The following is a 24967-nucleotide window of genomic DNA, read 5'->3' as shown; positions in this document are numbered from 1 at the left end:
TCGGGGTTTGCAGTAGTCAGGCCGCTTCTGCGGCCTTGTAGATCATCTCAAACTCGACCGGGGTGAGCTTGCCGAGGGCCCGCTGGCGGCGTCGTCGGTTGTACTTGGTTTCGATCCAGGTGACGATCGCGAGGCGGAGGTCGTCGCGGGTGTCCCAACGGCGGGTGTTCAGGACGTTCTTCTGCAGCAGGGAAAAGAAGCTCTCCATGCTGGCGTTGTCGCCGGCGCCGTGGGAGCGGCCCATCGACCCCACCAGGTCGTTGTTCGCCAGCAGCCGCTGGGTCCGCTTGGCACGAAACTGACCGCCTCGGTCGGAGTGACAGACTGTCCCGGCCGGGCTGCGGAGCGCGATCGCGTTGCGCATCGCGGCCCGCGCCAGGGACGACTTCATCCGGGAGTCGATGGAGTAGCCCACGATCTTGTTCGACCACACGTCCTTGATCGCGCAGATGTAGAGCTTGCCTTCGCGGGTGGGGTGCTCGGAAATGTCCCACAGCCACACCTTGTTCGGGGCGTCGGCGAGGAACTCGTGACGTACGACGCCGTGCTCGTCGACGACCGCGAGGAGGTCGTCGTGTGGCGCGGGGCCGGTCGAGCCGGTCTTGGAGCGCTTCTTGTGGTGGCTGGCAGTGATGCCGGCGATGCGGCACAGGCGGTGCACCCGGTTCTCCCCGACCTGGATGCCGTGCTCGTCTTCGAGTTCGTCGGTGAGGAACCTGTAGCCCAACGTCGCATCGTCGCCATGGAGGTCGTAGAGCTTGTCGATGAGGTGGGCGTCGTCGTAGTCCCGCTGGCATACGGGGTCGCTGAGCCACTTGTAGTACCCGGCCCGCGAAAGGCCGAGCACCCGCAACGTCACCGCGACCGGCACCCTGATCGGGGCGCCGGTCGCAGCCATCTCTCGGACGAGCGGGAAGACTATTTTCCCGGCAGGTTCGCCTGCGACAGGTAGGCCGCTGCCCTACGCAGGACCTCGTTCTCCTGCTCGAGGAGGCGGTTGCGCTTCTTCAACTCGCGAAGCTCAGCACGGTCGACGTCGGTGAGACCGGGACGGCGACCGTCCTCGATGTCGGCCTGCTTCATCCAGTTCGCGAGCGAGCCTTCGGAGATGCCGAAGTCCTTCGCGATCTGCGTCAGCGTCGCCTGGCCCTTGCGGGCCACGGCCACGACGTCGTCGCGGAACTCCTTGGGATAGGGCTTAGCCACGAAAGACATCCTTCCGTCTGAGGCCGAAACCTCAGAGGTCAGGTGTCAACTGAACTCGGGGCAGACCCGTTCCGGCTCGGCCTCGGCAACTACCTGCGCAACTCGACGGAGCATCTACTGTTCGCCACCCGCGGCAGAGCACCGGTTCAGTACCGGGCACAGCCGACCTGGATTCAAGCCCCCGTCCAAGACCACTCGCACAAGCCGGAAGAGCAGTACGCCCTCATCGAACGCATCTCACCTGGACCGTACTTGGAGCTGTTCGCCCGGCGGCACCCACCGCACACCCCGGGACGAGCTCGCTGGCACGTCTGGGGGAATGAGGTCGAGAGCGATGTGGTGGTGGCGGGGTATGGGGTGCCGAGCGACAATCCGGCCCGGAGATACGGACAAACGAGGATCGTTCCGTGACACTCGGGTCGTGGACATCGCTCGGGCCGAAGCCGGTATACAAGCGCGGCTGGCCGACGCCGACCTCTTGTGGCAGCTCGGCCGGAGGGAATCGGCGTTCCTGCTCGCTCTCACGGCACTCGGTGCCCGAAGCCGCCTGGCGCTACCGGAGGTCAAAGGTGACCGCGATGCCTTCGTGACCTACCTCAAGGCCCAGCACGGCTGGCGCATCGAGATCGAGTACCGAGGAAAGCAATGGTCGATCGACAACCTGATCTACACCTGGCTGCGGTGCCAGCTCGTCCATGAGGGCGCGCTGCCGATCGACCTCGTCATCGACGACACTCTGTCGCAGAACGGTGGCCTGTCGGTCCGAGCCGGCGGTGCTCCGGAGTACGTCCTCCTACTCTCGCCGGCCTGGTTCGACTTCATCAGCAGCGCCGCCGACCCTGGCTGACCGCCGCCACAAGACCCACCGCGAGCCCCTCATCGGGAGCCTGCGGCCAGCCGACATCACCAAGATGCCCGGCGGTCGCACCACCCCGAGGACGGTGGCCTGCACCCGGTCAACCGAGTGCGCGGAAGAACACCCTCAGGAAGGATGAGCAAGGTCATGTCCCAGAAGACACTGGCCATCCGGCTGGATGACGATCTGCACGCCCGGATCACCATCCTGGCGCGCCTCGGCGGTCAATCGGTGACCGACGCGATCCGCGATGCGCTTCGTGCGCACGTTGACGTGCTGGCCGCCGACCCGACTATCGCGGCCAAGGCGGCGGCACTGCGCGAGCAAATCGCCCGCGACGCCGATGAGCAGCAAGCCGCGATCCAGGCGCTCTTTGGCACGCCACAACCGCCAAAGACCGGTCGGCCAAGCGGTAGCAAGTAGCCGCGACCCGCCTCCTAACCCGGTGGAAGCCAGCTGCAGGGCATAAGCCTGCCGCTTTCATCGTAATTCTGATCGGCAGAGTGTTGATCATGAGGAAAGGTGCTCTGACCTGGGAAGATAGGTCTTGCTGAGGGACCAATCGAACCAGAACCAGGAGCACCTTTCCGATGCGGAAGTCTACCGGGCTGTACCCGTCGCTCCGAGTCGATGCCACCGGCAAGCGGGTGGTGTCCCACGGCGGGTCGGTGCTGCTGGCCTTGGCCGCGGACAGGGTCGGTTTGGGTCGTGGGTTGTCGGCGGCGTTGAGGCCGTGGCGCAAGCCGATGGCGGTGCACGACCCGGGCAAGATCCTGCTCGACCTGGCGATCTCGCTGGCGATCGGCGGTGACTGCCTGGCCGACATCGCCCAACTGCGGGCCGAGCCCGCCGTGTTCGGTCATGTGGCGTCCGACCCGACTGTGTCCCGGCTGATCGACACCCTCGCCCCGGACGCGACGGCAGCGCTGAAGGCGATCGACACCGCGCGGGCGGCAGCCCGCGCCCGGGCGTGGAAGCTGGCCGGACCCGCCGCACCGAACCATGACCGGTCGGCGAAGGCGCCGCTGGTCGTCGACGTGGACGCCACCCTGGTCACCGCGCACTCCGAAAAGCAGCTGGCAGCAGCAACATTCAAGAAGGGCTTCGGGTTCCACCCGATCGGCGCGTGGGCCGACCACGGCCCGGACGGCACCGGTGAACCCCTGGCGATGCTGCTGAGGCCGGGCAACGCCGGCTCCAACACCGCAGCCGACCACATCAGCGTGGTCAAGGCCGCGCTCGCGCAACTGCCCTGCACCACGGCGGACCGACGGCCCGGCCGCGGTGTGCTGGTCCGCACCGACGGGGCCGGCGGAACCCACGAGTTCGTGGACTGGATGGCCCGGCAACGGGTCCAGTACTCGGTCGGGTTCACCCTGACCACCGACATCACCGCCAAGGTCGACGCCCTGCCGGAGGCGGCGTGGACACCCGCGTACAACGCCGACCAGGAGCCCCGGGACGGGGCCTGGGTGGCCGAACTGACCGGGGTCCTCAAGCTCAAGGGCTGGCCCAAGGACATGCGGGTCATCGTCCGCGCCGAACGACCCCATCCCGGCGCTCAGCTCAAGTTCACCGACTCGAACGGCAACCGGCTCACCGCGTTCGCCACGAACACCAAAGGCGGACAGCTCGCGGATCTGGAACTGCGGCATCGGCGCCGCGCCCGCTGCGAGGACCGGATCCGCAACGCCAAGGACACCGGCCTGAACAACCTGCCCCTCAACGACTTTGCCCAGAATCAAGTGTGGATCGCGGTCGTGCAACTGGCCACCGAACTGACCGCATGGATGCAGATGCTCGCCTTCACCGGCACCCCGGCGCGGACCTGGGAGCCCAAGAAGCTGCGGCACCGACTGTTCAGCGTCGCCGCCCGGATCGGCCGCAAAGCCCGCCGTACCTGGCTCCGCCTGTCCGCGCACGCACCCCACCGCGACCTCCTCCTGCACGGCCTGGCCCGGCTGCGGAACCTGCCGCAACTGACCTGACAGTGAGGATGTAGGGGTGGATCGCCGTCGAGCTTCGGCTTGACTCGTGCCCTGACTGACCGTGGTGTCCTGAACGGGATGTGTCGGCCGGGGTTCGGCGGCGATCTCGGCACCTGCCGGACGGGCGTCGTGACCTTATAGGAGCCTGGCCAGAGGCCCCGTCACTGTCTTGTCCGCCCGCCCGACCGGCGCGTGCCGCCCTTCCCGGTTCAGCGACAGGACGGCAGGTCAACGATGACAGCAGTACAAGCGGAGCGACAAGCAGACTCATCGGCGGTCGAGGTGGTCGGCGGTGTGGACACCCATAAGGACACCCACACCGCGGCAGCGGTGGACACCGCGGGGCGGGTGTTGGGGTCGGCCCAGTTCCCCACCGACGCCGCCGGCTACCGGGCGTTGCTACGGTGGCTGCGCGGGTTCGGGACGCTGCTGCTGGTCGGTGTCGAGGGCACCGGTGTCTACGGGGCCGGCCTGGCCCGATTGCTGGCCGCCCAGGGCGTGGCCATGGTCGAGGTCGACCGGCCCGACCGCAAGGCCCGCCGGTGGCAGGGCAAATCCGATCCCGTCGATGCCGAGGCTGCGGCCCGGGCCGCGTTGGCCCGGGTGCGCACCGGGCTGCCCAAGCAGCGAGACGGTCGTGTCGAGGCGCTGCGGGCATTGCGGGTGGCGCGCCGTTCGGCCGTCGGGCACCGCGCTGACGTGCAGCGACAGATCAAGGCGCTGATCGTCACCGCACCGGAATCGCTGCGCGCCCAGCTGCGGGCGTTGCCCGACCGAGAACTGATCAAGGTCTGCGCCGACCAGCGGCCGGACCGTGCCGGTGCCGGCGATCCGGGCACGGCCACCAAGATCGCGCTGCGCTCTCTTGCTCGGCGCCACCGGGCGCTCAGCGTCGAGATCGCCGATCTCGACGAGCTGCTCGGTCCGCTCGTGGCCCAGATCAACCCCGGGCTGCTCGCACTCAAAGGCATCGGTCCCGACGTGGCCGGGCAGATGCTCGTCACGGCCGGCGAGAATGCCGACCGCCTCACCAACGAGGCCGCCTTCGCGATGCTGTGCGGCGTGGCGCCCTTGCCTGCTTCGTCGGGCAGGACGACCCGGCACCGGCTCAACCGCGGCGGAGACCGAGCCGCCAATAGCGCACTCTGGCGCATCGTCATCACCCGCATGGCCACCGACCAGAGAACCAAGAACTACATCGCCCGACGCACCGCCCAGGGGCTGACCAAGCCCGAGATCATCCGCTGCCTCAAGCGATATGTCGCCCGAGAAGTCTTCCTCGCGCTTACGTCCGCGTCCGCAGAAAAACGACCCGCCAAAGCAGCTTGACAACCATAGGAGCATCCCACCGACCCGACCACCATCTCCGACCAAGGACCCGAACCGGGCAGTGGAACCCGGCGCCCACCCAGGCGACCACGGGTTCAGCAGCCAACCCATGATCAACAGAGGAGGACAAAAATGATCATGAGGAACGGCTACGAGGCCGCCCGACCACCGGAAGAAAGATCGAGGTAAGCCCCGGCTGGCTTCCACCCACACACACCATAAACCAAGCAATCCCCGGAGATCCCGAATACCCTGGCAAGGATCGAGAATCCGGAAATAGGGTGAAATAAACGTTGTAGAAAGCGAGAAAGGTGTCCACTTTGCCGGACAGTTGAGCTATTCTAGGAATATGGAAATTCCACACATTGAGACATTTGGCAGCCGACTCAAAGCTGCCCGAATCAAGGCCGGACTCGGACTCAGGCCCGCTTCAAACGCCGTCGGCATGTCGAAAGCGGCACTGGACAGCTGGGAACAAGATCACGTCGAGTCGCCAGACCTTGCCAAACTTCAGAAGTTGGCCGTGCTGCTCGACCTTGACCCGGTCAAGCTGGCCGAACTAGCCGGCTACGACCCGATCGCCACCCTCCCACCGATGCGGCCGTACCTGAGATCCAGATACCCGCATTTGCCTGCGGCCGCACACAAAGAGATTGCGGCCATCACCAGACGCTACGGCATCGACCCGAACGGTCGCGGTCCGGCGCCCGGTGAAGACGAATCCTGACAAGAAATACATAACGAAAGGAGGCTCATCCATGCACCAACACCAACATCCATCCATCCTGACGAGCCTCCGCCGTCTCATCCCCAACCGGGAGATTGACGAACACGAGCTTCGCGTGGTCGCCGAGGCCCAGGCCAACCGGCTCATCGAGGCCGTCCGAGGCATCGACCCCGGGATGGAAGGCATCACCGCTCGCCACATCGGCGCACTGCCACGCATCCGAATCGCCTACGACCGGCTGCCCGTCAGCGGCCTGAGCCACTGGAACGGCCAAGCGTGGGTCATCGCTCTCAACGACAGTGACAGCGAAGCTAGACAACGCTTCACGCTGCTCCATGAGTTCAAGTACATCATCGACCACGGTGCCACCGGGCAGCTCTACCACGACATACGCATCGGCGGGAAGACCATGACGGCCGACCAGCAGGCCGAGCACCTGGCCGACTACTTCGCCGCCTGCACGCTCATCCCACGTCGCGATCTCAAGCGCGCCTGGGGCAATGGCCTGCAGCGCACCGACCAACTGGCCGACCACTTCGGCGTCAGCCAAGCGGCGATGGAGATCCGCCTCGATGAGACAGGCCTCTCTCGCGCCTTCGACCCTGAACCACAACCCCCACGAGCACGATGCGCTCGACTAGTCCGGACTAGTTTCGGGCAGCCGCAACGATTCCGCCCAGCAATGCATGCCTACGTCAAAAGGAGCTACGTGTGACCGAAAACCCCCAAGTGGCAGCCTCGCGAGCTGTCGCTTATCTGCGCGTGTCGACATCTCGACAAATGGACACCGCCACGGATATCGACGCCGATGGACTGTCCATCGCCACCCAGCGTGAGTTCACGGCCCGGAAAGCACGGGACCTCGGAGCGATTATCGACAAGGAATTTATCGAGCCTGGAAACTCTGCGCTCTCGATCGACAAGCGTCCGAAGTTCAAAGAGCTGCTGAAGCACGTGATGGCGACGCCGGGCATTGACTACGTCATCATCTATATGCGCTCGCGAGCCTTCCGCAACCTGGGCGATGCGGTTATCACCAAACGACACTTGGCCAAGCTCGGCATCAAACTTGTCAGCGCCCGTGAAAACTTCGGCGAAGGCTACATGGCTGACGCCATGGAAGCCGTCACCGACATTTTCAACGAGCTTGAATCCCGCCGCAACGGCGAGGACGTCAAAGCCAAGATGCGCTACAAGATGCTGGCCGGCGGCTACAACGGTCGCGCGAAGGTCGGCTATCTCAATGTCCGGGAGAGCCACAACGGCAAGTTGTTCAACACCATCGCGCTCGACCCGGAGCGAGCACCGCTCGTCAGGCAGGTCTTCGAGCTCTACGCGACCGGGGACTACACCCAGCAAGAACTCCATCTGGCTGCGGTCGACCTCGGCCTCACCCAGCGGCCCACGCCGCAGATGCCGTACCCCCGACCGGTCGGCAGCACCACTATCGAGAACATTCTCAGCGACCCGTTCTTCGCAGGCTGGGTTCAAGTCGACGGACGCCTCATCAAGGGGCGTCATGAGGCGATCATCAGCCAAGCCCTCTTCGACCGCGTCCAGGACGTCCTTGAGGCGCGCTCCCGCAACAGCAACCGCGACCGCGTGCTCTATCACTACCTCAAGGGCCTGCTGGTCTGCGGCCGCTGTGCCCAGGCGGGTCGGGCAAACCGGCTCATCTACACCCAGGTCAAAGGGCGCTCCGGTGAGTACCACGGCTACTACCTATGCCGAGGACGGCAGAAGAAGACCTGCGACCTCCGACATCTGCCGGTGGCCAACGTCGAGGACGCCGTCGCCGAGCACTACCAATCCCTGCCGATCGCCGACAGCTTCGTGACCGGTGCCGAGAGGGCCATCACCGACGCCCTGCGCGAAGAGCAAGCCGTCACCGAGGAGCTGCAAGCAGCTCTCCGTGCCCAACTGTCCAGGCTCGCCACCCGCGAGGAACGGCTTATCGACCTGGCCGCGGACGGAGCGCTCGACCGCAGCAAGATCACGACCAGGGCCAACCAGATTGCCCAGGAACGCGCTCGGATCGAAGCGCGCCTCACCGAGACCCGCGCAGACCTCCAGATCGGCGCAACCCGGCTCAGGGAAGCACTGGAGCTCGCCCGGCACCTCGACCACCTATTCCTGGCGCTCCCCGATGACGGCAAGCACAAGCTCACTCGCGCCCTGTTCGACAGGCTTGAGGTTGACGAGGGTGACTACGACATCACCGTCTCCGGACATCAGCTCAAGGCACCGTTCAATGACGTGTTCGAAGCCGCCACCGCCCACGCCCAGCGATCCGCAGCGGGCCACCCTGACATGGAGCCACCGAAACGAACGATCCCCTGCCACGAGGCAGGGGATCATCGACTTGTATCGGCACTGACCGGCATCCAACTGGTCGGTGGTTCGAGTACGGGGTACTTGGTGGGCGCGGACGGGTTCGAACCGCCGACCGCCCGGGTGTAAACCGGGTGCTCTCCCGCTGAGCTACGCGCCCCGTTGCGCCGGCCGTTGCTGCCGGCCGGCCGCGAGCCAGTATCCCATCCCGCAGGACAGAAAACCCCGGATCGCGGCCCGCGGGCGGACGCCCGGCCGACCGATCAGGACCGGCTCAGCACCAGCGCCGTGACCGCCCGCTGCCAGGCCACCTGATCGCGGGCCTGTCCCGGACCGTTGACCTCGGCGAAGCGGATCACGCCGTCGACATCGACCAGGAACGTGCCGCGCAGCGCCATGCCGGCCTTGTCGAAGAACACGTCGTAGGCCTTGGCCACCTCGCCGTGCGGCCAGAAGTCCGACAGCAGCGGGAACTGGAAGCCCTGCTCGGTCCCCCACGCCTTGAGCGACTGCGAGGTGTCGGTGGAGATCGCCAGCACCTGCACGCCGGCGTCGACGAACGCGGCCAGCTCGTCCCGCAGCTGGCACAGCTCGCCGGTGCACACGCTGGAGAACGCGAACGGGTAAAACACCAGCAGTACCGGTTGCCGGCCCCGGAAGGACGACAGCGCCACCGGCGCCTTGTTGGCGTCCGGGAGCGTGAAATCCGGCGCGACGGCGCCGACGGACAATCCTTCGCCGGCCATCAGCGGCGCACCTTTCCGGTTTTCGGTCGGGCCAGCCGGGCCAGCATCCAGCCCGGGCCGCCGTTGACCGAGGTCGTCTGGGCCAGGCCCGCGGTCCGGGTCGCCTCCGCGATCTCGCTGGGTTCGACGTAGCCGTCCAGGCCCGTCTTCGGTGTGGACAACCAGATCACCCCGTCGTCGGCCAGCAACGGCACGGCGTTGATCAGCGCATCGGTGAGATCGCCGTCCCCGTCCCGCCACCACAGCACGACGGCGTCCAGGACCTCGTCCGACTCGTCATCGAGCAGGTCCGCGTCGATGGCGTCGGCGATCGCGTCCCGCAGGTCGTGGTCGACATCATCGTCGTACCCGGACTCCCCCACCTTGTTGCCGGCCTGCAGGCCGAGCCGGGCAGCGGCGCTTACCGCGTACCCTGCGACGTCACTCACGCGTATCGCATCCCTTCACGGTTCCTGACGGGTGCGCCGATCTTGGCAGACCGGTTCTTTCCCTGGCCGCATACCTTAATTCGATACCTGCGCCGCGCCGACAGCGGCACCACCTCCACCCGCAGAATTGCCCTCGTTCTGACGAGCGACGACACCGGTTGATGCGAGAGGATGGGAGGCGCTTGACCGTGCCGGCCCGTCGGGGTATCCGACGCCCCGGCGCACCATGCGGCTCGTCGCCGCCGAATGCCAGAGGAGTTGCGTTGACGACAGTGAACGAACCGGCGCCGAAGATGACGCTGATCAAGGACGGCATCGCCGCCCAATTGCACGACATCGACCCGGAAGAGACGAGCGAGTGGCTCGCCTCCTTCGACGCCATGCTCGAGGCGGGCGGCAGCCAGCGGGCCCGGTACCTGATGCTGCGGATGCTGGACCGGGCCAAGCAGCAGCACATCGCGCTGCCGGCGCTGACCACCACGGACTACATCAACACCATCCCGACCGAGTCGGAGCCGTTCTTCCCCGGTGATGAGGCGATCGAGCGCCGCTACCGCCGGTTCATCCGCTGGAACGCCGCGATGCTGGTGCACCGCGCGCAGCGGCCCGGCATCGGCGTCGGCGGCCACATCTCCACCTACGCCTCCTCGGCGACGTTGTACGAGGTCGGCTTCAACCACTTCTGGCGCGGCAAGGACCACCCCGGCGGCGGCGACCAGGTCTTCTTCCAGGGCCACGCCTCCCCCGGCATGTACGCCCGCGCCTTCCTCGAGGGCCGGCTGTCCGAGAACGACCTGGACGGCTTCCGCCAGGAGAAGTCGCACCCGGGTGGCGGCATTCCGTCGTACCCGCACCCGCGGCTGATGCCGGACTTCTGGGAATTCCCGACCGTGTCCATGGGCCTGGGCCCGATGAACGCGATCCAGCAGGCCCGGGTCAACCGCTTCCTGCACCACCGCGGCATCAAGGACACCTCCGACCAGCACGTCTGGGCGTTCCTGGGCGACGGCGAGCTCGACGAGGTCGAGTCCCGCGGTCTGATCCACATCGCCGCGATCGACGGCCTGGACAACCTGACCTACGTCATCAACTGCAACCTGCAGCGCCTGGACGGCCCGGTCCGCGGCAACGGCAAGATCGTGCAGGAGCTGGAGGCCTTCTTCCGGGGCGCCGGTTGGAACGTCATCAAGGTCATCTGGGGCCGCGAGTGGGACCGCCTGCTCGAGAAGGACAAGGACGGCGCCCTGGTCCACCTGATGAACACCACCGCCGACGGCGACTTCCAGACCTACCGGGCCAACGACGGCGCGTACATCCGGGAGCACTTCTTCGGCCGCGACCCGCGGACCAAGCAGATGGTCACCGACCTGTCCGACGAGGACATCTGGCGGCTGCGGCGCGGCGGCCACGACTACCGCAAGGTCTACGCGGCCTACAACGCGGCGACCCAGCACACCGGGCAGCCGACCGTCATCCTGGTCAAGACGATCAAGGGCTTCGGGCTCGGCCCGTCGTTCCAGGGCCGCAACGCGACCCACCAGATGAAGAAGATGACCTCGCAGAACCTGCACGAGTTCCGCGACAGCCTGCAGCTGCCCATCCCGGACAGCCAGCTCGAGGACGTCTACCGGCCGCCGTACTTCCACCCCGGACAGGACTCCGAAGAGATCCAGTACATGCTCGATCGCCGCAAGCGCCTCGGCGGCTTCGTGCCCGAGCGTCGGGTCGCCGCCAAGCCGCTGGTGCTGCCGGGCGACAAGGTCTACGACGTGCTGAAGAAGGGCTCCGGCAAGCAGGAGATCGCCACCACCATGGCGTTCGTCCGGCTCGTCCGCGACCTGTTCAAGGACCCGGAGATCGGCAACCGCGTGGTGCCGATCATCCCGGACGAGGCCCGCACCTTCGGCATGGACTCGTTCTTCCCGACGCAGAAGATCTACAACCCCTCGGGTCAGCTTTACACCGCGGTCGACGCCCAGCTGATGCTGGCCTACCGCGAGTCCGAGCAGGGCATGATCCTGCACGAGGGCATCGACGAGGCCGGTTCGGTGGCCACGCTGACCGCGGTGTCCACCGCGTACGCCACCCACGGCGAGCCGATGATCCCGATGTACATCTTCTATTCGATGTTCGGGTTCCAGCGCACGGGCGACGGCATGTGGGCCATCGGCGACCAGATGGGCCGCGGCTTCGTGCTCGGCGCCACCGCCGGCCGGACCACGCTGACCGGTGAGGGCCTGCAGCACGGTGACGGGCACTCGCACCTGCTGGCCGCCACGCAGCCGCACTTCGTCTCCTACGACCCGGCGTACGGCTACGAGATCGCGCACATCGTCAAGGACGGCCTGCGGCGGATGTACGGCGGGAGCGAGGAGTTCCCGCACGGCGAGAACATCATGTACTACATCACCCTGTACAACGAGCCGTACCAGCAGCCCAAGCAGCCGGACGACCTCGATGTCGACGGCCTGCTCAAGGGCATCTACAAGCTCTCGCCGGCCGCCGAGACCGAGGGCAAGGCGCGCGCGCAGCTCCTGGCCTCCGGCGTCGGGGTGCGCTGGGCCCTGGAAGCCCAGCAGCTGCTGGCCCAGGACTGGGGGGTGGCCGCCGACGTCTGGTCGGTCACCAGCTGGACCGAGCTGAGCCGGGACGCCGAGCGGGTCGAACGGGCCCGCTTGCTGGATCCGGCCGCCGAGGTCGGCGTGCCGTACATCTCCAAGGTGCTGGCCGAGACCGAGGGACCGGTCATTGCCACCAGCGATTGGCAGCGGGCGATTCAGAACCTGATCGCACCGTGGGTGCCGGGCGATTTCGTCGCTCTCGGCGCCGACGGATTCGGATTCTCCGACACCCGCGCGGCGGCTCGGCGGCATTTCCTCATCGACGGTCCGTCGATGGTGGTGGCCACCCTGTCGGCCCTGGAACGGCGCGGTCAGTACCGGGCCGGAGCAGCTGCCGAAGCCGCGGAGAAGTACGAACTGCACGACGTCCGGGCCGGACGTTCGGGCAGCACCGGTGGCGACTCCTGACCGGGTCGGCTTAGCTAAATCTATCCCCTGACCTGCTGGATATCCTCACGGCGAAGGCGGTACTGTTCGCTCGTTGTTGCTCTTCTCCTGGTGTCCGCACGGCATGCACGGGGTAAAGCGCAATCGCCCGGTCGGAGAAGGAATCGGCTGGGGTGTTCGATCAGCGGGCAACCGCGGACAAACGCTCGAGGAGAGCAAGCATGGCGCAGGGAACTGTGAAGTGGTTCAACGCGGAGAAGGGCTACGGCTTCATCTCCCCGGACGACGGGTCGGGTGACGTGTTCGTCCACTACTCGGCGATCAGCGGCACCGGCTACAAGTCGCTCGAGGAAGGACAGCGGGTCAACTTCGAGGTCGAGCAGTCGCCCAAGGGCCCGCAGGCCACCGGGGTCAGCGCCGCCTGATCCCGAGTTCCACGAGAAGGGCCCGCATCGGATTTCTCCGATGCGGGCCCTTTTCGCATTCGTACGGGTCGGTGTCCGAGTTCTGGCAGGCTGTCGGGCATGACGGCCGAGGGTTCGCTGGACAGCCCGGCCGCGGCCGACCCCGGCCCCGGCCCGGCCATCGACCCCGCTCGCCTGCCCGGCCCGACGCCCTCGTCGGTGCTGCGGGCGGTCTACTCCGCGCTCGGCGGCCCGCCGGCCGCGGTGCACGGGGTCAGCGAGGAGACGCTGCACCGGGTCGAGCGGGCCGGTGGGCAACTCGCCCGGCGGGCCCTGTCGCTGATGGACCAGCGACTGCCCTGGTTCCGCTCGTTGCCGGCCGAGCAGCGGTCCTGGGTCACCCTGGTCGCCCAGGCCGGCATCTCCGGCTACGTCGTCTGGGCACAGGCCAGCAGCGACGAGTACCGGATCACCGGGGAGGTGTTCGGCACCGCCCCCCGTGAGCTGGTCCGCGCGGTGTCCCTGCGCCGCACGGTGGAGCTGGTCCGGGTGGCCATCACCGTCGCCGAGCAGGACCTGCCCGCGCTGGCCGCGGATGACGCCGAGCGGATCGCGCTGCGCGACTCGCTGCTGCGCTACAGCCGGGAGATCGCCTTCGCCGCGGCCGAGGTGTACGCGGCGGCGGCCGAGACCCGTGGCGCGTGGGACGCGCGGGTAGAGGCGGCGGTCGTCGACGGGGTGGTCCGCGGCGAGGACATCGGCACCCTGTCCTCCCGGGCCGCCGCGCTGAACTGGGATCCCACCGCCGACACGGTCGTCGTCGCCGGGGCCGCCCCGACCGGCGACCGGGCCGACGCGGTGGCCGCGGTCACCGACTGGGCCGCCGTCAGCGGACGGCCGGCGATGGCCGGTGTGCACGGCGATCGCCTGGTGCTGGTGCTGGCTGGGGCCGAGCCGCCGGCGGACACCGTCGCCCAGCTGTTCGGCGAGGGTCCGGTGGTCCGTGGCCGCCCCGGCAGCGGCCTGCGCGCCGCGATCAACTCCGCCGCCGACGCCCTGGCCGGCCTGGACGTGGTCGCCGCCTGGCCGGACGCCCCGCGGATGATCGACGCCGACGACCTGCTGGTCGAGCGGGTGCTGGCCGGCGACGCCCAGGCCGCGGCCCGGTTGCGCGCCGCCGTCTACGCCCCCCTGGCCGCCTCCCCGCACCTGCTCTCGACGGTGGACGCCTACCTGGCCACCGGCGGCGCCCTGGAGCCCACCGCCCGCAACCTGTTCGTCCACCCCAACACCGTCCGCTACCGCCTGCACCGCGTCGCCGACCTGACCGGACGCGACCCCTGGGAGCCCCGGGACCTGCTGGTCCTGCAGACCGCGGTCATCCTCGGCCGGCTGGCCGCCGCCCCCTGACACCTGCTCCATCCGGCTGGGTTCCTGCGTGCTTGGCCGGCTCGTGCGGCCGCGTCGCGCGGTCGGTTCCGCCCGGCTGCGGCGTGCTCCGCTGGTCATTCCCGCGCCAAAGTGGGCGCACCGACCCCCACGACGCGGCTTTGATCAGTCACCCTGTCCCTTCCGGTGACGCCACAGAGGCGTGAAAATGTGCACCAGCAGCACCACCAGCCTCATGCGTACCTATTTTCCGGTCAGCGAACCACCACGACCCAGCCAGCTCCGCTGATCATTCCCGCGCCAAAGTAGGCACACCGACCCCCACGACACGGCTTTGATCAGCGAATCCGGGTGTGTGCGGACGGCCATGCCGAGCGCGGCACGGCGGAAGATTCCGCGCCGGCGGACCACCGGCTGGTGGCCGGCGTCATGCCCCGCAGCTGGTAGCCGACCAGGCGGGGCCAGGTCGTAACCGGGCGGCTGGCCGGCAACGGGTCGGCCCGCATCAAGACGGCGCACCGCTCGGCCAGGGCATCGGGCGTGGTCAAGCCCAGCTGAGTGGTGTACGTGACGAGGTCCGGCCGCCGGTGATCTTCGTTGGTCAGGCGGCGGTGGTGATCGCGGGCGTGGTGCTGGTGTCCTCCTTCGCGTCGGGTCCGTTGGCGGTCTGGGAGCGGGCCAGGACGTCGATGCCAAGGTAGCGGCGGCCCTCGGTCCATTCGTCGTGTTGCTCGGCCAGGACGGCGCCGACGAGGCGGATCAGAGCGCCCCGGTCGGGGAAGATCCCGACGACGTCGGTCCGGCGGCGGATCTCTTTGTTGAGCCGTTCCTGCGGGTTGTTGGACCAGATCTGCCGCCAGATCTCCTTCGGGAACGGGGTGAACGCGAGCAGGTCGGCCCGGGCCTGGTCGAGGTGATCGGCGACCGCGGGCAGCTTCTCGGCGAGCGTGTCGATCACCCGGTCGAACTGGGCAGCCACGGCTTTCGCGTCGACCTGGTCGTAGATCGAGTGCAGCATGGTCCGCACCCACGGCCAGCTGCTCTTCGGGGTGATCGACATCAGGTTCACCGCGTAATGCGTGCGGCATCGCTGCCACGAGGCACCCGGCAGGGTCGCGCCGATCGCGGCGACCAGGCCGCTGTGCGCGTCGCTGGTGACCAGCCGGACCCCGGACAAGCGCCGGGCGACCAGGCCACGCAGGAACGCCAACCAGCCGGCGCCGTCCTCGCGGCTGGTCACGTCCAGGCCCAGGATCTCGCGATGCCCGTCACCGTTGACCCCGGTCGCGAGCAGGGCGTGGACCTGCACGACCCGGCCGCCCTCGCGGACCTTGAGGACCAGCGCGTCGGCCGCGAGGAACGTGTACGGGCCCTGGTCCAGCGGCCGGGTGCGGAACGCCTCGACCTGCTCGTCCAGGTCGCGGGCCATCACCGACACCTGCGACTTGGACAGCGACGTCACGCCCAATGCTTGGACCAGCTTCTCCACCCGCCGGGTCGACACCCCGAGCAGGTACGAGGTCGCGACGACGGAGACCAGGTGTTGACCACCGCTCTGGATGACGGCCGCTGACCTGTCTTTCGTCATGGGTGCTGCCGACGAACGTGCGCGGGTGTGCTGGCGGGTTGAGTCCGGTCGTCGTCACCGTCAGTGTGACCAGCATCGGAAATGGACAACGGCCCTCCCGCCGACGTGTCCGGGAAGACCTGTGCGGGAGGGCCGTGCTCGGATGCACGGAGGCACCCGTTGGTCACGGTAGAGGCGAATCAGGATCTGGTCGAGTCCCGGCTGACGGGCGGCGGCGTGCCGTGCCCGGTCTGCCCAGGTGTGCTGGCCCCTTGGGGGTGGGCTCGCCGGCGTGACGTCCGAGGCGTCGGGTTACTGCGGCCCCGCCGAGCCAGGTGTTCGTCGTGCCTGATCACGCACGTGCTGCTGCCGGTCACGGTGCTGCTGCGGCGGGCCGACGCGGCCGCGGTGATCTGGGCGGCGCTGGTCGCCCGGTCGGCCGGCCACGGGCACCGGGCGGTCGCCGTCCTGGTCGGGGCGCCGGCGCCGACGGTCCGGGGCTGGTTGCGACGGATGAGCACCCGGTTGGAGCCGGTGCGGGTGCACTTCACCGTCGCTGCCCGGCGGGCCGGGGTGGACCAGCCGGCCCCGGACGCGACTGGCGACGCCTGGCGGGACGTGGTGGCCGCGGTCGCCGCGGCCTGGGTGGCGATCGCGTCCCGGTTCGGGTCGGCCGGTTTGGTCGGCACAGTGACGGCCGGACAGGTCGCCTGTGCGTCCTCGGGCGGCCGGCTCCTGTCCCCGGGTTGGCCCCGGCTCTCGACACCGTGTTGATCAACACGAGTTGCCCCTGACGTCACCGGTGTTGGTCCGGGATCGTCGCGAAGGCCGTTGCCCGGCAACACCTGCCGGGCGGTGAAGCGACGACGAGGACGGGTGTGGTTGATGAGTGTGGACACGGTCAAGCAGCGGGAACGGGCGCAGCAGATCGCGTTGTTCCGATATCAGTTGATCTGCCCGGCGCTGGAACCGGGCCTGTCGACCAAGCAACGCGGACGGGTCGTTCGGGCGATCGCCGACCGGGAACACGACGGCCCGTTCGGCGGCCGGGTCCGATACTCGCGGGAGTCGTTGGACCGGTGGATCCGCCGGTACCGGGCCGGCGGGTTCGAAGGTCTGTGCCCGTCGCCCCGGGAACCCGGCACCCGGATCGACACCGGCGTGTTCGAGCTGGCCGCCGGTCTGAAACGGGAGAACCCGGCCCGCACGGTCGCCCAGGTCGCCCGGATCCTGCGATCCTCGACCGGCTGGTCACCGTCGGAAACGACGCTGCTGCGGCATTTCCACCGGCTGGACCTGATGGTGCCCGGCGGCGCCGGGCCGGCCGTGTTCGGCCGGTTCGAAGCGGCCGATTGCAACGAACGGTGGGTCGGCGACGCCCTGCACGGGCCCAGGGTCGCCGGCCGGAAAACGTACTTGTTCGCGTTCCTGGACGACCACAGCCGGGTGGCCGTGGGGTATCGGTTCGGGTTCGCCGAGGACACCGTCCGGCTGGCCGCGGCCCTGCAACCCGCGTTGGGCAGCCGCGGCGTCCCCGGCTCGGTCTACGTCGACAACGGGTCCGCGTTCGTCGACAACTGGCTGCTGCGGGCCTGCGCGGTGCTCGGGATCCGGCTCGTCCACAGCCGTCCGGGGCAGCCGCAGGGGCGGGGCAAGATCGAACGCTGGTTCCGCAGCGTGCGCGACCAGTTCCTGGTCGAGATCGATGACAGCACCGCCGACCAGATCCGGGATACCGGGATGACCCCCGCCGGCGCCCTGCTGGAACTCAACGGGTTGTTCACCGCCTGGGAGGCTGTCAAGGTTTCTGTGTAAGTCGCGATGTTGATCTTGGGTTGGGGTTGGTCAGCTGATCCTGGGGGTGATGCGGTCGGGGTATTGGATGGCCAGTGCACCGAGCGCGGGTTTCCAACCGGTGGTGACCTGGCCCTCGACGAGCCGGCCCTCGGCGGTGCGTCCGACTCGTTTGCCCTTCTCCGCGGTCCGGTCCCGGGCGCGTTTGTCCTCGATATCGCGGATGGCCAGCCACAGCAGCTTGACCACTGCGTCGTCGTTGGGGAAGTGCCCGCGGTTCTTGATGATCTTGCGGAGCTGGTAGTTCAACGACTCGATCGCGTTCGTGGTGTAGATGATCTTGCGGACCGGCCATGGGAACGCCAGGAACGGGATGAACCGGTCCCAGGCGTCCTGCCAGGTCCGCAGGCAGGCCGGGTAGCGGCGGGCCAGATCGGTCTCGGCGAACGTCAACAGCGCCGTCTCGGCGGCGTCCACGGTCGGGGCGGTGTAGATCGTCTTGAGCTGGGCCACGACAGCCCGCCGGTCGGTGTAGGACACGAACCGCATCGAGGCCCGGATCAGGTGGACCACACACGTTTGGACGGTCGTCCGCGGCCAGGTCGCCTCGATCGCCTCGGGTAGCCCGGTCAGCCCGTCGCAACACACGATCAGCACGTCCTTGACGCCCCGGTTGGCCAGCTCGGCGCAGACCCCGGCCCAGAACTTGGCGCCCTCGGTGGACTGCACCCAGATCCCCAGCACGTGCTTGATCCCGGCCATATCGACGCCGACTGCGATGTACGCGCTCTTGTTCCGAACCTGGTGCCCGTCGCGGACCTTCACCACGATCGCGTCCAGGTACATGATCGGGTAGAGCTCTTCCAACGGCCGGGACTGCCAGGCCTTGACCTCTTCCAGGACCGCGTCGGTGATCTTGCTGATCGTGTCGTGGGACAGCTCGGTGCCCAGTGTCCGGGCCAGATGGGCCTGGATATCGCGGACGGTCATGCCGCCGGCGTACAAGCTGATGATCTGCTCGTCCAACCCGCCCAGGCGGCGTTGGCCCTTGGGCACCAGCCGCGGCTCGAACGTCGACGTCCGGTCCCGCGGCACGCTCAACGGGACCGGCCCGACCTCGGTCGCCACCGTTTTCGGGGTGTGCCCGTTCCGGCTGTTCGGCGAGCCCCGACCAGCCGGGTCGCCCACCTCGTATCCCAGATGCGAGGTCAGTTCCGCAGCCAGGCCCCGCTCGAGCACCGCCTTGATCATCTCCGGCAGGAACCCGCCCTCGCCGGTCAGCCGGACACCGCCGGCCTCGGCGCGGTCGATCAACTCGTCGAGCCACACGTCGTCGGCCAGCAACTCCCGCAGCTGCCGGCCACTCACCCGCCCCGGCCCCGGCACCGCATCATCCGCCGGCAACGACGAGGAATGCTCGGTCATGGTCATGATCCGCTCCTTCGCGAGGCACCCGCCTCAGCATCCGATCGCGGCTCCTACACAGACCATCTGACACGCCCCCGCCTGGGTCGAGGCGTCCTATCACCACCACGTGCATTCCGAGACCGGGCAGAGCCCCTTGCAACGCTGGACCGACGGGTGGCAGCGGGCCGGCCGGTCTCCGGCGATGCCGACCCCCGCGGATCTGACCGAGGCGTTCCTGTGGTCCGAACAACGCGTGGTCACCAGGACCGCGACGGTGTCGCTGCACGGCAACACCTACCAGGTTCAGGCGGGGCTGGTCGGTCGGAAAGTCGAGTTGGTGTTCTCCCCGTTCGATCTGGAAACCCTGCGGGTCCGCTACGACGGCCGGGACCACGGGCCGGCGGTGCCGCATCGGATCACCCGGCACACCCATCCCAAGGCCAGACCCGAGACCCCTGAACCGGCAACGACACCGCGGACGGGGATCGACTACCTGGCGCTGGTCGCGCAGGACCACCAGCAACAGATCAGTGCCGACCAGAAGATCAACTATCACGCCCTCTACCCAGGTGAGCTGCCCGGGCAGCTCAGCATCGACGACGCCCTGGCCGACCTCAACGGCAACGACGGCAACGACGGCAACGACGGCAACGACGATGGTCAGGCGGTGGCCCGGTGAGCGTGCAACGCCTTCAGGCCCACTACGGCTTCACCCGGATGCCGTTCGGCCGGAACCTGGCCCCGGGCATGCTGCATCGGCACCGCGGACTGGGCGAAGCGATCGCCCGGATCAGCTGGTGCGTCGACCAACACGCCCTCGGCGTGATCACCGGCGAGGTCGGCGCCGGCAAGACCGTCGCCGTCCGCGCCGCCACCGCCGCCCTGGACAGCAGCCGGCACGTCGTCATCTACCTGCCCAACCCGTCCGTCGGGGTCCGCGGCATGCTCCACCACATCGTCGCCGCCCTGGGCCGGACCCCGTCGTTCTACACCTCGATCCTGGCCCCGCAAGCCGCCGACGCCCTCGCGGCCGAACACGCCGAACGCGGCCGCACCCCCGTGGTCGTGATCGATGAGGCGCACCTGTTGGACAACCAGCAACTCGAAGCACTGCGCATGCTGTCCAACCACGACATGGACTCCGGCAGCCCGTTCGCCGCGCTGCTCGTCGGGCAACCCACCCTGCGGCACCGGCTGCGCCTCGGCGTGCTCGCCGCGCTGGACCAACGGATCTCGGTGCGCTGCACCCTGACCGGGATGACCGACCAGGAAACCGCGGACTACCTCACCCACCACCTCAAGATCGCCGGCCGCAGCGACACCCTGTTCAGCGGCGACGCCACCACCCTGATCCACAACGCCGCCCGCGGCTACCCCCGCGCCATCAACAACCTCGCGATCAACGCCCTGACCGCGGCGTTCGCCCGCAACCAGGCCATCGTCGACGAGAAATCAGCCCGGGCCGCGATCGCCGAAACAGGAGGCGAATGACCCTCACATTGACGACGACCCCGCCGCCATGACCACCAAGGCCCCGCCCACCACCACCGGGCGGGGCCTTTCAACACCCAGACCATCGTCAACAACGACGATGCCAACATCGCCATGTAGAGCGCCGGTCAACACCAGGGCGCGTTCGGCGCGGGTCCGCCGTTCCAGCAGCCAGTCCGGGAAGTACGACCCGGACCGCAGTTTCGGCACCGCGACGTCCAGGGTGCCGACCCGGGTGTCGAAGTCCCGGTGCCGGTACCCGTTGCGGGAGTTGACCCGGTCCGGGCTGCGTTCGCCGTAGCCGGCGCCGCACAGGGCGTCGGCCTCGGCGCCCATCAGCGTCTGAATGAACGTGGACAGCATCGAGCGGAGCAGGTCCGGGCTCGCCGACGCGAGCATGTCACCGACGGCGGTCGTCGGGTCGTTAGGCTGGGCAGTGGTCATCGCGTGATGTCTCCTTCGACAGACTGTGAGAGGTCCTTCGAAGCCTCACGCGGTGGCCGTCCTCGTCCCGGGACCGACACGCCCCGACCTGCCTGGTCAGGGGGTCAAGGTCGATCAGTGGTCGTACACCACTCTGGTGGACTCAACTTCGGGCGTCGAGGCCGCGACCGACGGACCTGTCAGATGGACTGTGTAAGGGGTGTGGCATCTAGCGTCTGAGGAGTAGCTGTGACGATTGATGGCATGCCGAGATTGACCCCGCAGGAGCGGGCCGAGCGTCGTCGGGTGCAGGCTGAGTTGGCTGCGGATCTGAAGGCCTCGGGTGCGCTGGACGGGGTGTTCGCCCGCATCGATGCCGGGGAGCCGCTGACCGGCGACAGCGGGGTGCTGGGCGGGATGCTCAAGGCTGCGTTGGAACGCGGTCTGGAAGCGGAGCTGACCGACCACGTCGGCTACGACAAGGGCGCCCTGGACGCGGCCGAGTACGACAATTCCCGCAACGGTCACTACGCCAAGATGAATCCCCCCGGCGTGTCCGGAGACTCCAGAGCTTGGGAAGGTTGGAGTCATGCCGGGAGATTCAACGAGGCGGTACCCGCTGGAGCTGAAGCAGCGGGCTGTACGGATGGTCGCGGAGATCGCGGGTGAGCACGAGTCCGAATGGGCGGCGATGAGCCGCGTGGCTGAGCTGCTCGGCGTCGGTACTGCCGAGACGGTCCGTAAGTGGGTGCGGCAGGCCGAGGTCGACACCGGGACCCGGGTCGGCACCTCCTCGGAGGAGTCGGCCGAGCTGCGCCGGCTGCGTCGGGAGAACGCAGAACTCAAGCGCGCCAACGCCATTCTGAAGGCAGCTTCGGCTTTCTTCGCGGCCGAGCTCGACCGGCCTTCCCACTGATCGCGGAGTTCATCCGCTGCCACGCAGGCCGCCGGGAGGCCGGCGGTCTGCGGTGGGGAGTCGAGCCGATCTGCCAGGTGTTGACCGAGCACCTGGGTCTGCGGATCGCCCCGTCCACCTACTACGAGCACGCCGCCCGGCCCGCCCAGACGCGGCCGGCCGCGGTGCGGGATGCGGCCCTGCTCGAGCAGATCCGCCGGGTCCACACAGAGAACAACCACGGCACCTATGGTGCCCGGAAGGTGTGGCTGCAGCTGAACCGGGAAGGCGTCTCGGTGGCCCGGTGCACCGTGGAACGGCTGATGCGCTCCGCCGGCCTGGTCGGTGTCCGCCGGGGCAAGATCAAGCGGACGACGGTCGCCGATCCGGGTGCGCAGCGGCCCGCTGACCTGGTGCAACGACGGTTCGGCGCGCTCGTGCCGGATCGCTTGTGGGTGGCCGACATCACCTACGTGAGTACCTGGTCGGGATGGGTGTACGTGGCGTTGGGAGGCTGTCAAGGTTTCTGTGTAAGTCGCGATGTTGATCTTGGGTTGGGGTTGGTCAGCTGATCCTGGGGGTGATGCGGTCGGGGTATTGGATGGCCAGTGCACCGAGCGCGGGTTTCCAACCGGTGGTGACCTGGCCCTCGACGAGCCGGCCCTCGGCGGTGCGTCCGACTCGTTTGCCCTTCTCCGAGGTCCGGTCCCGGGCGCGTTTGTCCTCGATATCGCGGATGGCCAGCCACAGCAGCTTGACCACTGCGTCGTCGTTGGGGAAGTGCCCGCGGTTCTTGATGATCTTGCGGAGCTGGTAGTTCAACGACTCGATCGCGTTCGTGGTGTAGATGATCTTGCGGACCGGCCATGGGAACGCCAGGAACGGGATGAACCGGTCCCAGGCGTCCTGCCAGGTCCGCAGGCAGGCCGGGTAGCGGCGGGCCAGATCGGTCTCGGCGAACGTCAACAGCGCCGTCTCGGCGGCGTCCACGGTCGGGGCGGTGTAGATCGTCTTGAGCTGGGCCACGACAGCCCGCCGGTCGGTGTAGGACACGAACCGCATCGAGGCCCGGATCAGGTGGACCACACACGTTTGGACGGTCGTCCGCGGCCAGGTCGCCTCGATCGCCTCGGGTAGCCCGGTCAGCCCGTCGCAACACACGATCAGCACGTCCTTGACGCCCCGGTTGGCCAGCTCGGCGCAGACCCCGGCCCAGAACTTGGCGCCCTCGGTGGACTGCACCCAGATCCCCAGCACGTGCTTGATCCCGGCCATATCGACGCCGACGGCGATGTACGCGCTCTTGTTCCGAACCTGGTGCCCGTCGCGGACCTTCACCACGATCGCGTCCAGGTACATGATCGGGTAGAGCTCTTCCAACGGCCGGGACTGCCAGGCCTTGACCTCGTCCAGCACCGCGTCGGTGATCTTGCTGATCGTGTCGTGGGACAGCTCGGTGCCCAACGTGCGGGCCAGATGAGCCTGGATATCGCGGACGGTCATGCCGCCCGCGTACAAGCTGATGATCTGCTCGTCCAACCCGCCCAGGCGGCGTTGACCCTTGGGCACCAGACGCGGCTCGAACGTCGACGTCCGGTCCCGCGGCACGCTCAACGGGACCGGCCCGACCTCGGTCGCCACCGTTTTCGGGGTGTGCCCGTTCCGGCTGTTCGGCGAGCCCCGACCAGCCGGGTCGCCCACCTCGTATCCCAGATGCGAGGTCAGTTCCGCAGCCAGGCCCCGCTCGAGCACCGCCTTGATCATCTCCGGCAGGAACCCGCCCTCGCCGGTCAGCCGGACACCGCCGGCCTCGGCGCGGTCGATCAACTCGTCGAGCCACACGTCGTCGGCCAGCAACTCCCGCAGCTGCCGGCCACTCACCCGCCCCGGCCCCGGCACCGCATCATCCGCCGGCAACGACGAGGAATGCTCGGTCATGGTCATGATCCGCTCCTTCGCGAGGCACCCGCCTCAGCATCCGATCGCGGCTCCTACACAGACCATCTGACACGCCCGGCGTTGGTGACCGATGCCTACGCCCGCCGCATCCTGGGCTGGCGGGTCGCGACCACGATGACCACACAGCTCGTCCTGGACGCGTTGGAGCAGGCCATCTGGACCCGTCAACGGGCCGACCGGACTGTGGAACACGTCGTGGCGCACAGCGACCGCGGGTCCCAGTACACATCCATCCGGTACTCCGAACGCCTCGCCGAGGTCGGCATCGCAGCATCGGTCGGCAGCGTCGGCGACTCCTACGACAACGCCCTGGCCGAAACAATCAACGGCCTGTACAAGGCCGAAGTGATCCGTCACCGCGGCCCCTGGCGCAGCATCGACTCCGTCGAATTCGCCACCGCCGAATGGATCGACTGGTACAACCACCGACGCCTGCACGAGTACTGCGGCGACATCCCACCAGCCGAACTCGAGGACGCGTTCTACGCTCACCACCGAGCCCAGCAAACCGCCGGACTCACCGTTTGAGACAGCCTCCGGACACGCCGGGGGGATTCACCAGGCCGGGGTGCGCTTCGCTGATCAATCCCGCGCCCAACCGGACACAGCCACCACCCACACGCGGCTTTGATCAGCGAACCACCGGGCCGAACCGTGCCCCGCTGATCATTCCCGCGCCCAACCGGACACAGCCACCACCCACACGCGGCTTTGATCAGCGAACCACCGGGCCGAACCGTGCCCCGCTGATCATTCCCGCGCCAAAGTGGACGCACCGCCGCCCACACGCGGCTTTGATCAGTCACCCTGTCCCTTCCGGTGACGCCACGACGGCGTGAAAATGGGAGGTGGGTTGCCTGTCGACGCCGATTCGTTCGCTTGAGCTTCGAGCCCGTTGATCAGTCTGGCGCCGGGGCCCGACCTTGACGGGTCACGCACTGTTGCTTCGAGCACGCCGGTCAGATTTTCGGTTCCCGACCGAGGCCCCCGGGCAGCCCGCCGTGGCGGTGGTGCACCTC

The 24967-nt window shown here is 68.1% G+C and carries 18 protein-coding genes, 1 tRNA gene and 8 pseudogenes; 18 read left to right on the top strand and 9 right to left on the bottom strand.

What is annotated here, in order from left to right; genetic code table 11:
* Nucleotides 1-16: 16 nt before the first annotated feature.
* A protein-coding gene (locus NAMU_RS10300) for an IS3 family transposase (protein ID WP_086008617.1) occupies nucleotides 17-1206 on the bottom strand; the annotation gives its coding sequence in 2 pieces (ribosomal slippage) (nucleotides 17-925 and nucleotides 928-1206; 1188 coding nt in all).
* A 72-nt stretch (nucleotides 1207-1278) separates the two neighbouring features.
* Between NAMU_RS10300 and NAMU_RS28210 the strand changes: the two are divergent.
* The 8 genes and pseudogenes from NAMU_RS28210 to NAMU_RS31740 form a co-directional block, all read left to right on the top strand.
* Nucleotides 1279-1617: pseudogene (locus NAMU_RS28210) on the top strand (MT-A70 family methyltransferase); the annotation flags it as partial.
* 10 nt (nucleotides 1618-1627) lie between these two features.
* The gene (locus tag NAMU_RS10290) at nucleotides 1628-2053 is read left to right on the top strand and encodes a hypothetical protein (protein WP_015747337.1); all 426 of its coding nucleotides are present in this window, start codon (nucleotides 1628-1630) and stop codon (nucleotides 2051-2053) included.
* 144 nt (nucleotides 2054-2197) lie between these two features.
* Complete coding sequence (locus NAMU_RS10285) at nucleotides 2198-2485, top strand: ribbon-helix-helix domain-containing protein (RefSeq protein ID WP_217180810.1); 288 nt, start codon at nucleotides 2198-2200, stop codon at nucleotides 2483-2485.
* 167 nt (nucleotides 2486-2652) lie between these two features.
* A complete protein-coding gene (locus tag NAMU_RS10280; RefSeq protein WP_015747335.1) occupies nucleotides 2653-4050 on the top strand; it encodes an IS1380-like element ISNml2 family transposase in 1398 nt (465 codons plus the stop codon).
* Between the two features lie 234 nt (nucleotides 4051-4284).
* Nucleotides 4285-5379, top strand: a complete 1095-nt coding sequence (locus tag NAMU_RS10275; RefSeq protein ID WP_052307725.1) for an IS110 family RNA-guided transposase — start codon at nucleotides 4285-4287, stop codon at nucleotides 5377-5379.
* Nucleotides 5380-5728: 349 nt separating this feature from the next.
* Nucleotides 5729-6106: a helix-turn-helix domain-containing protein gene (locus tag NAMU_RS28205; protein ID WP_083785789.1), complete on the top strand. Its 378-nt coding sequence runs from the start codon at nucleotides 5729-5731 to the stop codon at nucleotides 6104-6106.
* 31 nt (nucleotides 6107-6137) lie between these two features.
* Complete coding sequence (locus NAMU_RS10270; protein ID WP_015747333.1) at nucleotides 6138-6821, top strand: ImmA/IrrE family metallo-endopeptidase; 684 nt, start codon at nucleotides 6138-6140, stop codon at nucleotides 6819-6821.
* 65 nt (nucleotides 6822-6886) lie between these two features.
* Nucleotides 6887-8566, top strand: coding sequence for a recombinase family protein (locus tag NAMU_RS31740; protein ID WP_407669238.1), 1680 nt, complete (start codon nucleotides 6887-6889; stop codon nucleotides 8564-8566).
* On the opposite strand, the gene NAMU_RS10255 is transcribed toward NAMU_RS31740, so the two are convergent.
* The 3 genes from NAMU_RS10255 to NAMU_RS10245 form a co-directional block, all read right to left on the bottom strand.
* Nucleotides 8523-8597, bottom strand: a tRNA-Val gene (locus tag NAMU_RS10255). The two genes, NAMU_RS31740 and NAMU_RS10255, sit on opposite strands and share 44 nt — an antisense overlap.
* A 103-nt stretch (nucleotides 8598-8700) precedes the next feature.
* Nucleotides 8701-9183 (bottom strand): peroxiredoxin, encoded by a 483-nt coding sequence (locus NAMU_RS10250; protein ID WP_015747331.1) that lies wholly within the window; start codon nucleotides 9181-9183, stop codon nucleotides 8701-8703.
* Nucleotides 9183-9611 (bottom strand): DUF3052 domain-containing protein, encoded by a 429-nt coding sequence (locus tag NAMU_RS10245; protein ID WP_015747330.1) that lies wholly within the window; start codon nucleotides 9609-9611, stop codon nucleotides 9183-9185. Before NAMU_RS10245 ends, NAMU_RS10250 begins: the two co-directional genes overlap by 1 nt.
* A 293-nt stretch (nucleotides 9612-9904) precedes the next feature.
* On the opposite strand from NAMU_RS10245, the gene aceE reads away from it, so the two are divergent.
* The 3 genes from aceE to NAMU_RS10230 all read left to right on the top strand — a co-directional run bounded on the left by aceE (nucleotide 9905) and on the right by NAMU_RS10230 (nucleotide 14433).
* Nucleotides 9905-12640 carry a pyruvate dehydrogenase (acetyl-transferring), homodimeric type gene (gene aceE, locus NAMU_RS10240; RefSeq protein WP_407669237.1) on the top strand — a complete coding sequence of 912 codons (2736 nt, stop codon included), beginning with the start codon at nucleotides 9905-9907 and terminating at the stop codon, nucleotides 12638-12640.
* Between the two features lie 200 nt (nucleotides 12641-12840).
* On the top strand, nucleotides 12841-13044 hold the full coding sequence (locus tag NAMU_RS10235; protein WP_015747328.1) for a cold-shock protein: 204 nt from the start codon (nucleotides 12841-12843) through the stop codon (nucleotides 13042-13044).
* A gap of 99 nt (nucleotides 13045-13143) precedes the next feature.
* On the top strand, nucleotides 13144-14433 hold the full coding sequence (locus NAMU_RS10230; RefSeq protein ID WP_015747327.1) for a PucR family transcriptional regulator: 1290 nt from the start codon (nucleotides 13144-13146) through the stop codon (nucleotides 14431-14433).
* Nucleotides 14434-14750: 317 nt separating this feature from the next.
* Here NAMU_RS10230 and NAMU_RS10225 read toward each other — a convergent pair whose 3' ends face one another.
* Both NAMU_RS10225 and NAMU_RS10220 read right to left on the bottom strand, forming a co-directional pair.
* Complete coding sequence (locus NAMU_RS10225; protein ID WP_041368704.1) at nucleotides 14751-14960, bottom strand: hypothetical protein; 210 nt, start codon at nucleotides 14958-14960, stop codon at nucleotides 14751-14753.
* Between the two features lie 53 nt (nucleotides 14961-15013).
* Nucleotides 15014-15952, bottom strand: a pseudogene (locus NAMU_RS10220) (IS256 family transposase); the annotation flags it as partial.
* A gap of 387 nt (nucleotides 15953-16339) precedes the next feature.
* Between NAMU_RS10220 and NAMU_RS10215 the strand changes: the two are divergent.
* A complete protein-coding gene (locus tag NAMU_RS10215) occupies nucleotides 16340-16753 on the top strand; it encodes a hypothetical protein (RefSeq protein ID WP_245544824.1) in 414 nt (137 codons plus the stop codon).
* A 111-nt stretch (nucleotides 16754-16864) separates the two neighbouring features.
* Nucleotides 16865-17770: pseudogene (locus NAMU_RS10210) on the top strand (DDE-type integrase/transposase/recombinase); the annotation flags it as partial.
* Nucleotides 17771-17824: 54 nt separating this feature from the next.
* Here NAMU_RS10210 and NAMU_RS10205 read toward each other — a convergent pair.
* Nucleotides 17825-19204, bottom strand: a complete 1380-nt coding sequence (locus NAMU_RS10205) for an IS256 family transposase (RefSeq protein WP_015747326.1) — start codon at nucleotides 19202-19204, stop codon at nucleotides 17825-17827.
* A gap of 73 nt (nucleotides 19205-19277) precedes the next feature.
* Here NAMU_RS10205 and NAMU_RS10200 point away from each other — a divergent pair.
* Together NAMU_RS10200 and NAMU_RS10195 are read left to right on the top strand one after the other, a co-directional pair.
* Nucleotides 19278-19859: pseudogene (locus NAMU_RS10200) on the top strand (Mu transposase C-terminal domain-containing protein); the annotation flags it as partial.
* Nucleotides 19856-20671: an ExeA family protein gene (locus NAMU_RS10195; protein ID WP_015746597.1), complete on the top strand. Its 816-nt coding sequence runs from the start codon at nucleotides 19856-19858 to the stop codon at nucleotides 20669-20671. The pseudogene NAMU_RS10200 and the gene NAMU_RS10195, both read left to right, overlap by 4 nt.
* A gap of 135 nt (nucleotides 20672-20806) precedes the next feature.
* Here the strand turns inward: NAMU_RS10195 and NAMU_RS27265 are convergent.
* A pseudogene (locus NAMU_RS27265) lies at nucleotides 20807-21115 on the bottom strand (transposase); the annotation flags it as partial.
* 228 nt (nucleotides 21116-21343) lie between these two features.
* On the opposite strand from NAMU_RS27265, the pseudogene NAMU_RS28190 reads away from it, so the two are divergent.
* Nucleotides 21344-21631: pseudogene (locus NAMU_RS28190) on the top strand (transposase); the annotation flags it as partial.
* Nucleotides 21632-21683: 52 nt separating this feature from the next.
* Nucleotides 21684-22495 (top strand): annotated as a pseudogene (locus tag NAMU_RS30915) (IS3 family transposase); the annotation flags it as partial.
* Between the two features lie 58 nt (nucleotides 22496-22553).
* On the opposite strand, the gene NAMU_RS10170 reads toward NAMU_RS30915, so the two are convergent.
* A complete protein-coding gene (locus NAMU_RS10170; protein ID WP_015747323.1) occupies nucleotides 22554-23933 on the bottom strand; it encodes an IS256 family transposase in 1380 nt (459 codons plus the stop codon).
* Nucleotides 23934-24005: 72 nt separating this feature from the next.
* Between NAMU_RS10170 and NAMU_RS10165 the strand changes: the two are divergent.
* Nucleotides 24006-24476: pseudogene (locus tag NAMU_RS10165) on the top strand (DDE-type integrase/transposase/recombinase); the annotation flags it as partial.
* Between the last annotated feature and the right edge of the window lie 491 nt (nucleotides 24477-24967).

Origin of the sequence: Nakamurella multipartita DSM 44233 (assembly GCF_000024365.1) — a bacterium.
Taxonomy (GTDB): Bacteria; Actinomycetota; Actinomycetes; order Mycobacteriales; family Nakamurellaceae; genus Nakamurella; species Nakamurella multipartita.
The sequence above is the reverse complement of the archived record's forward strand: the minus strand, read 5'-3'. Positions and strand labels throughout refer to the sequence as shown.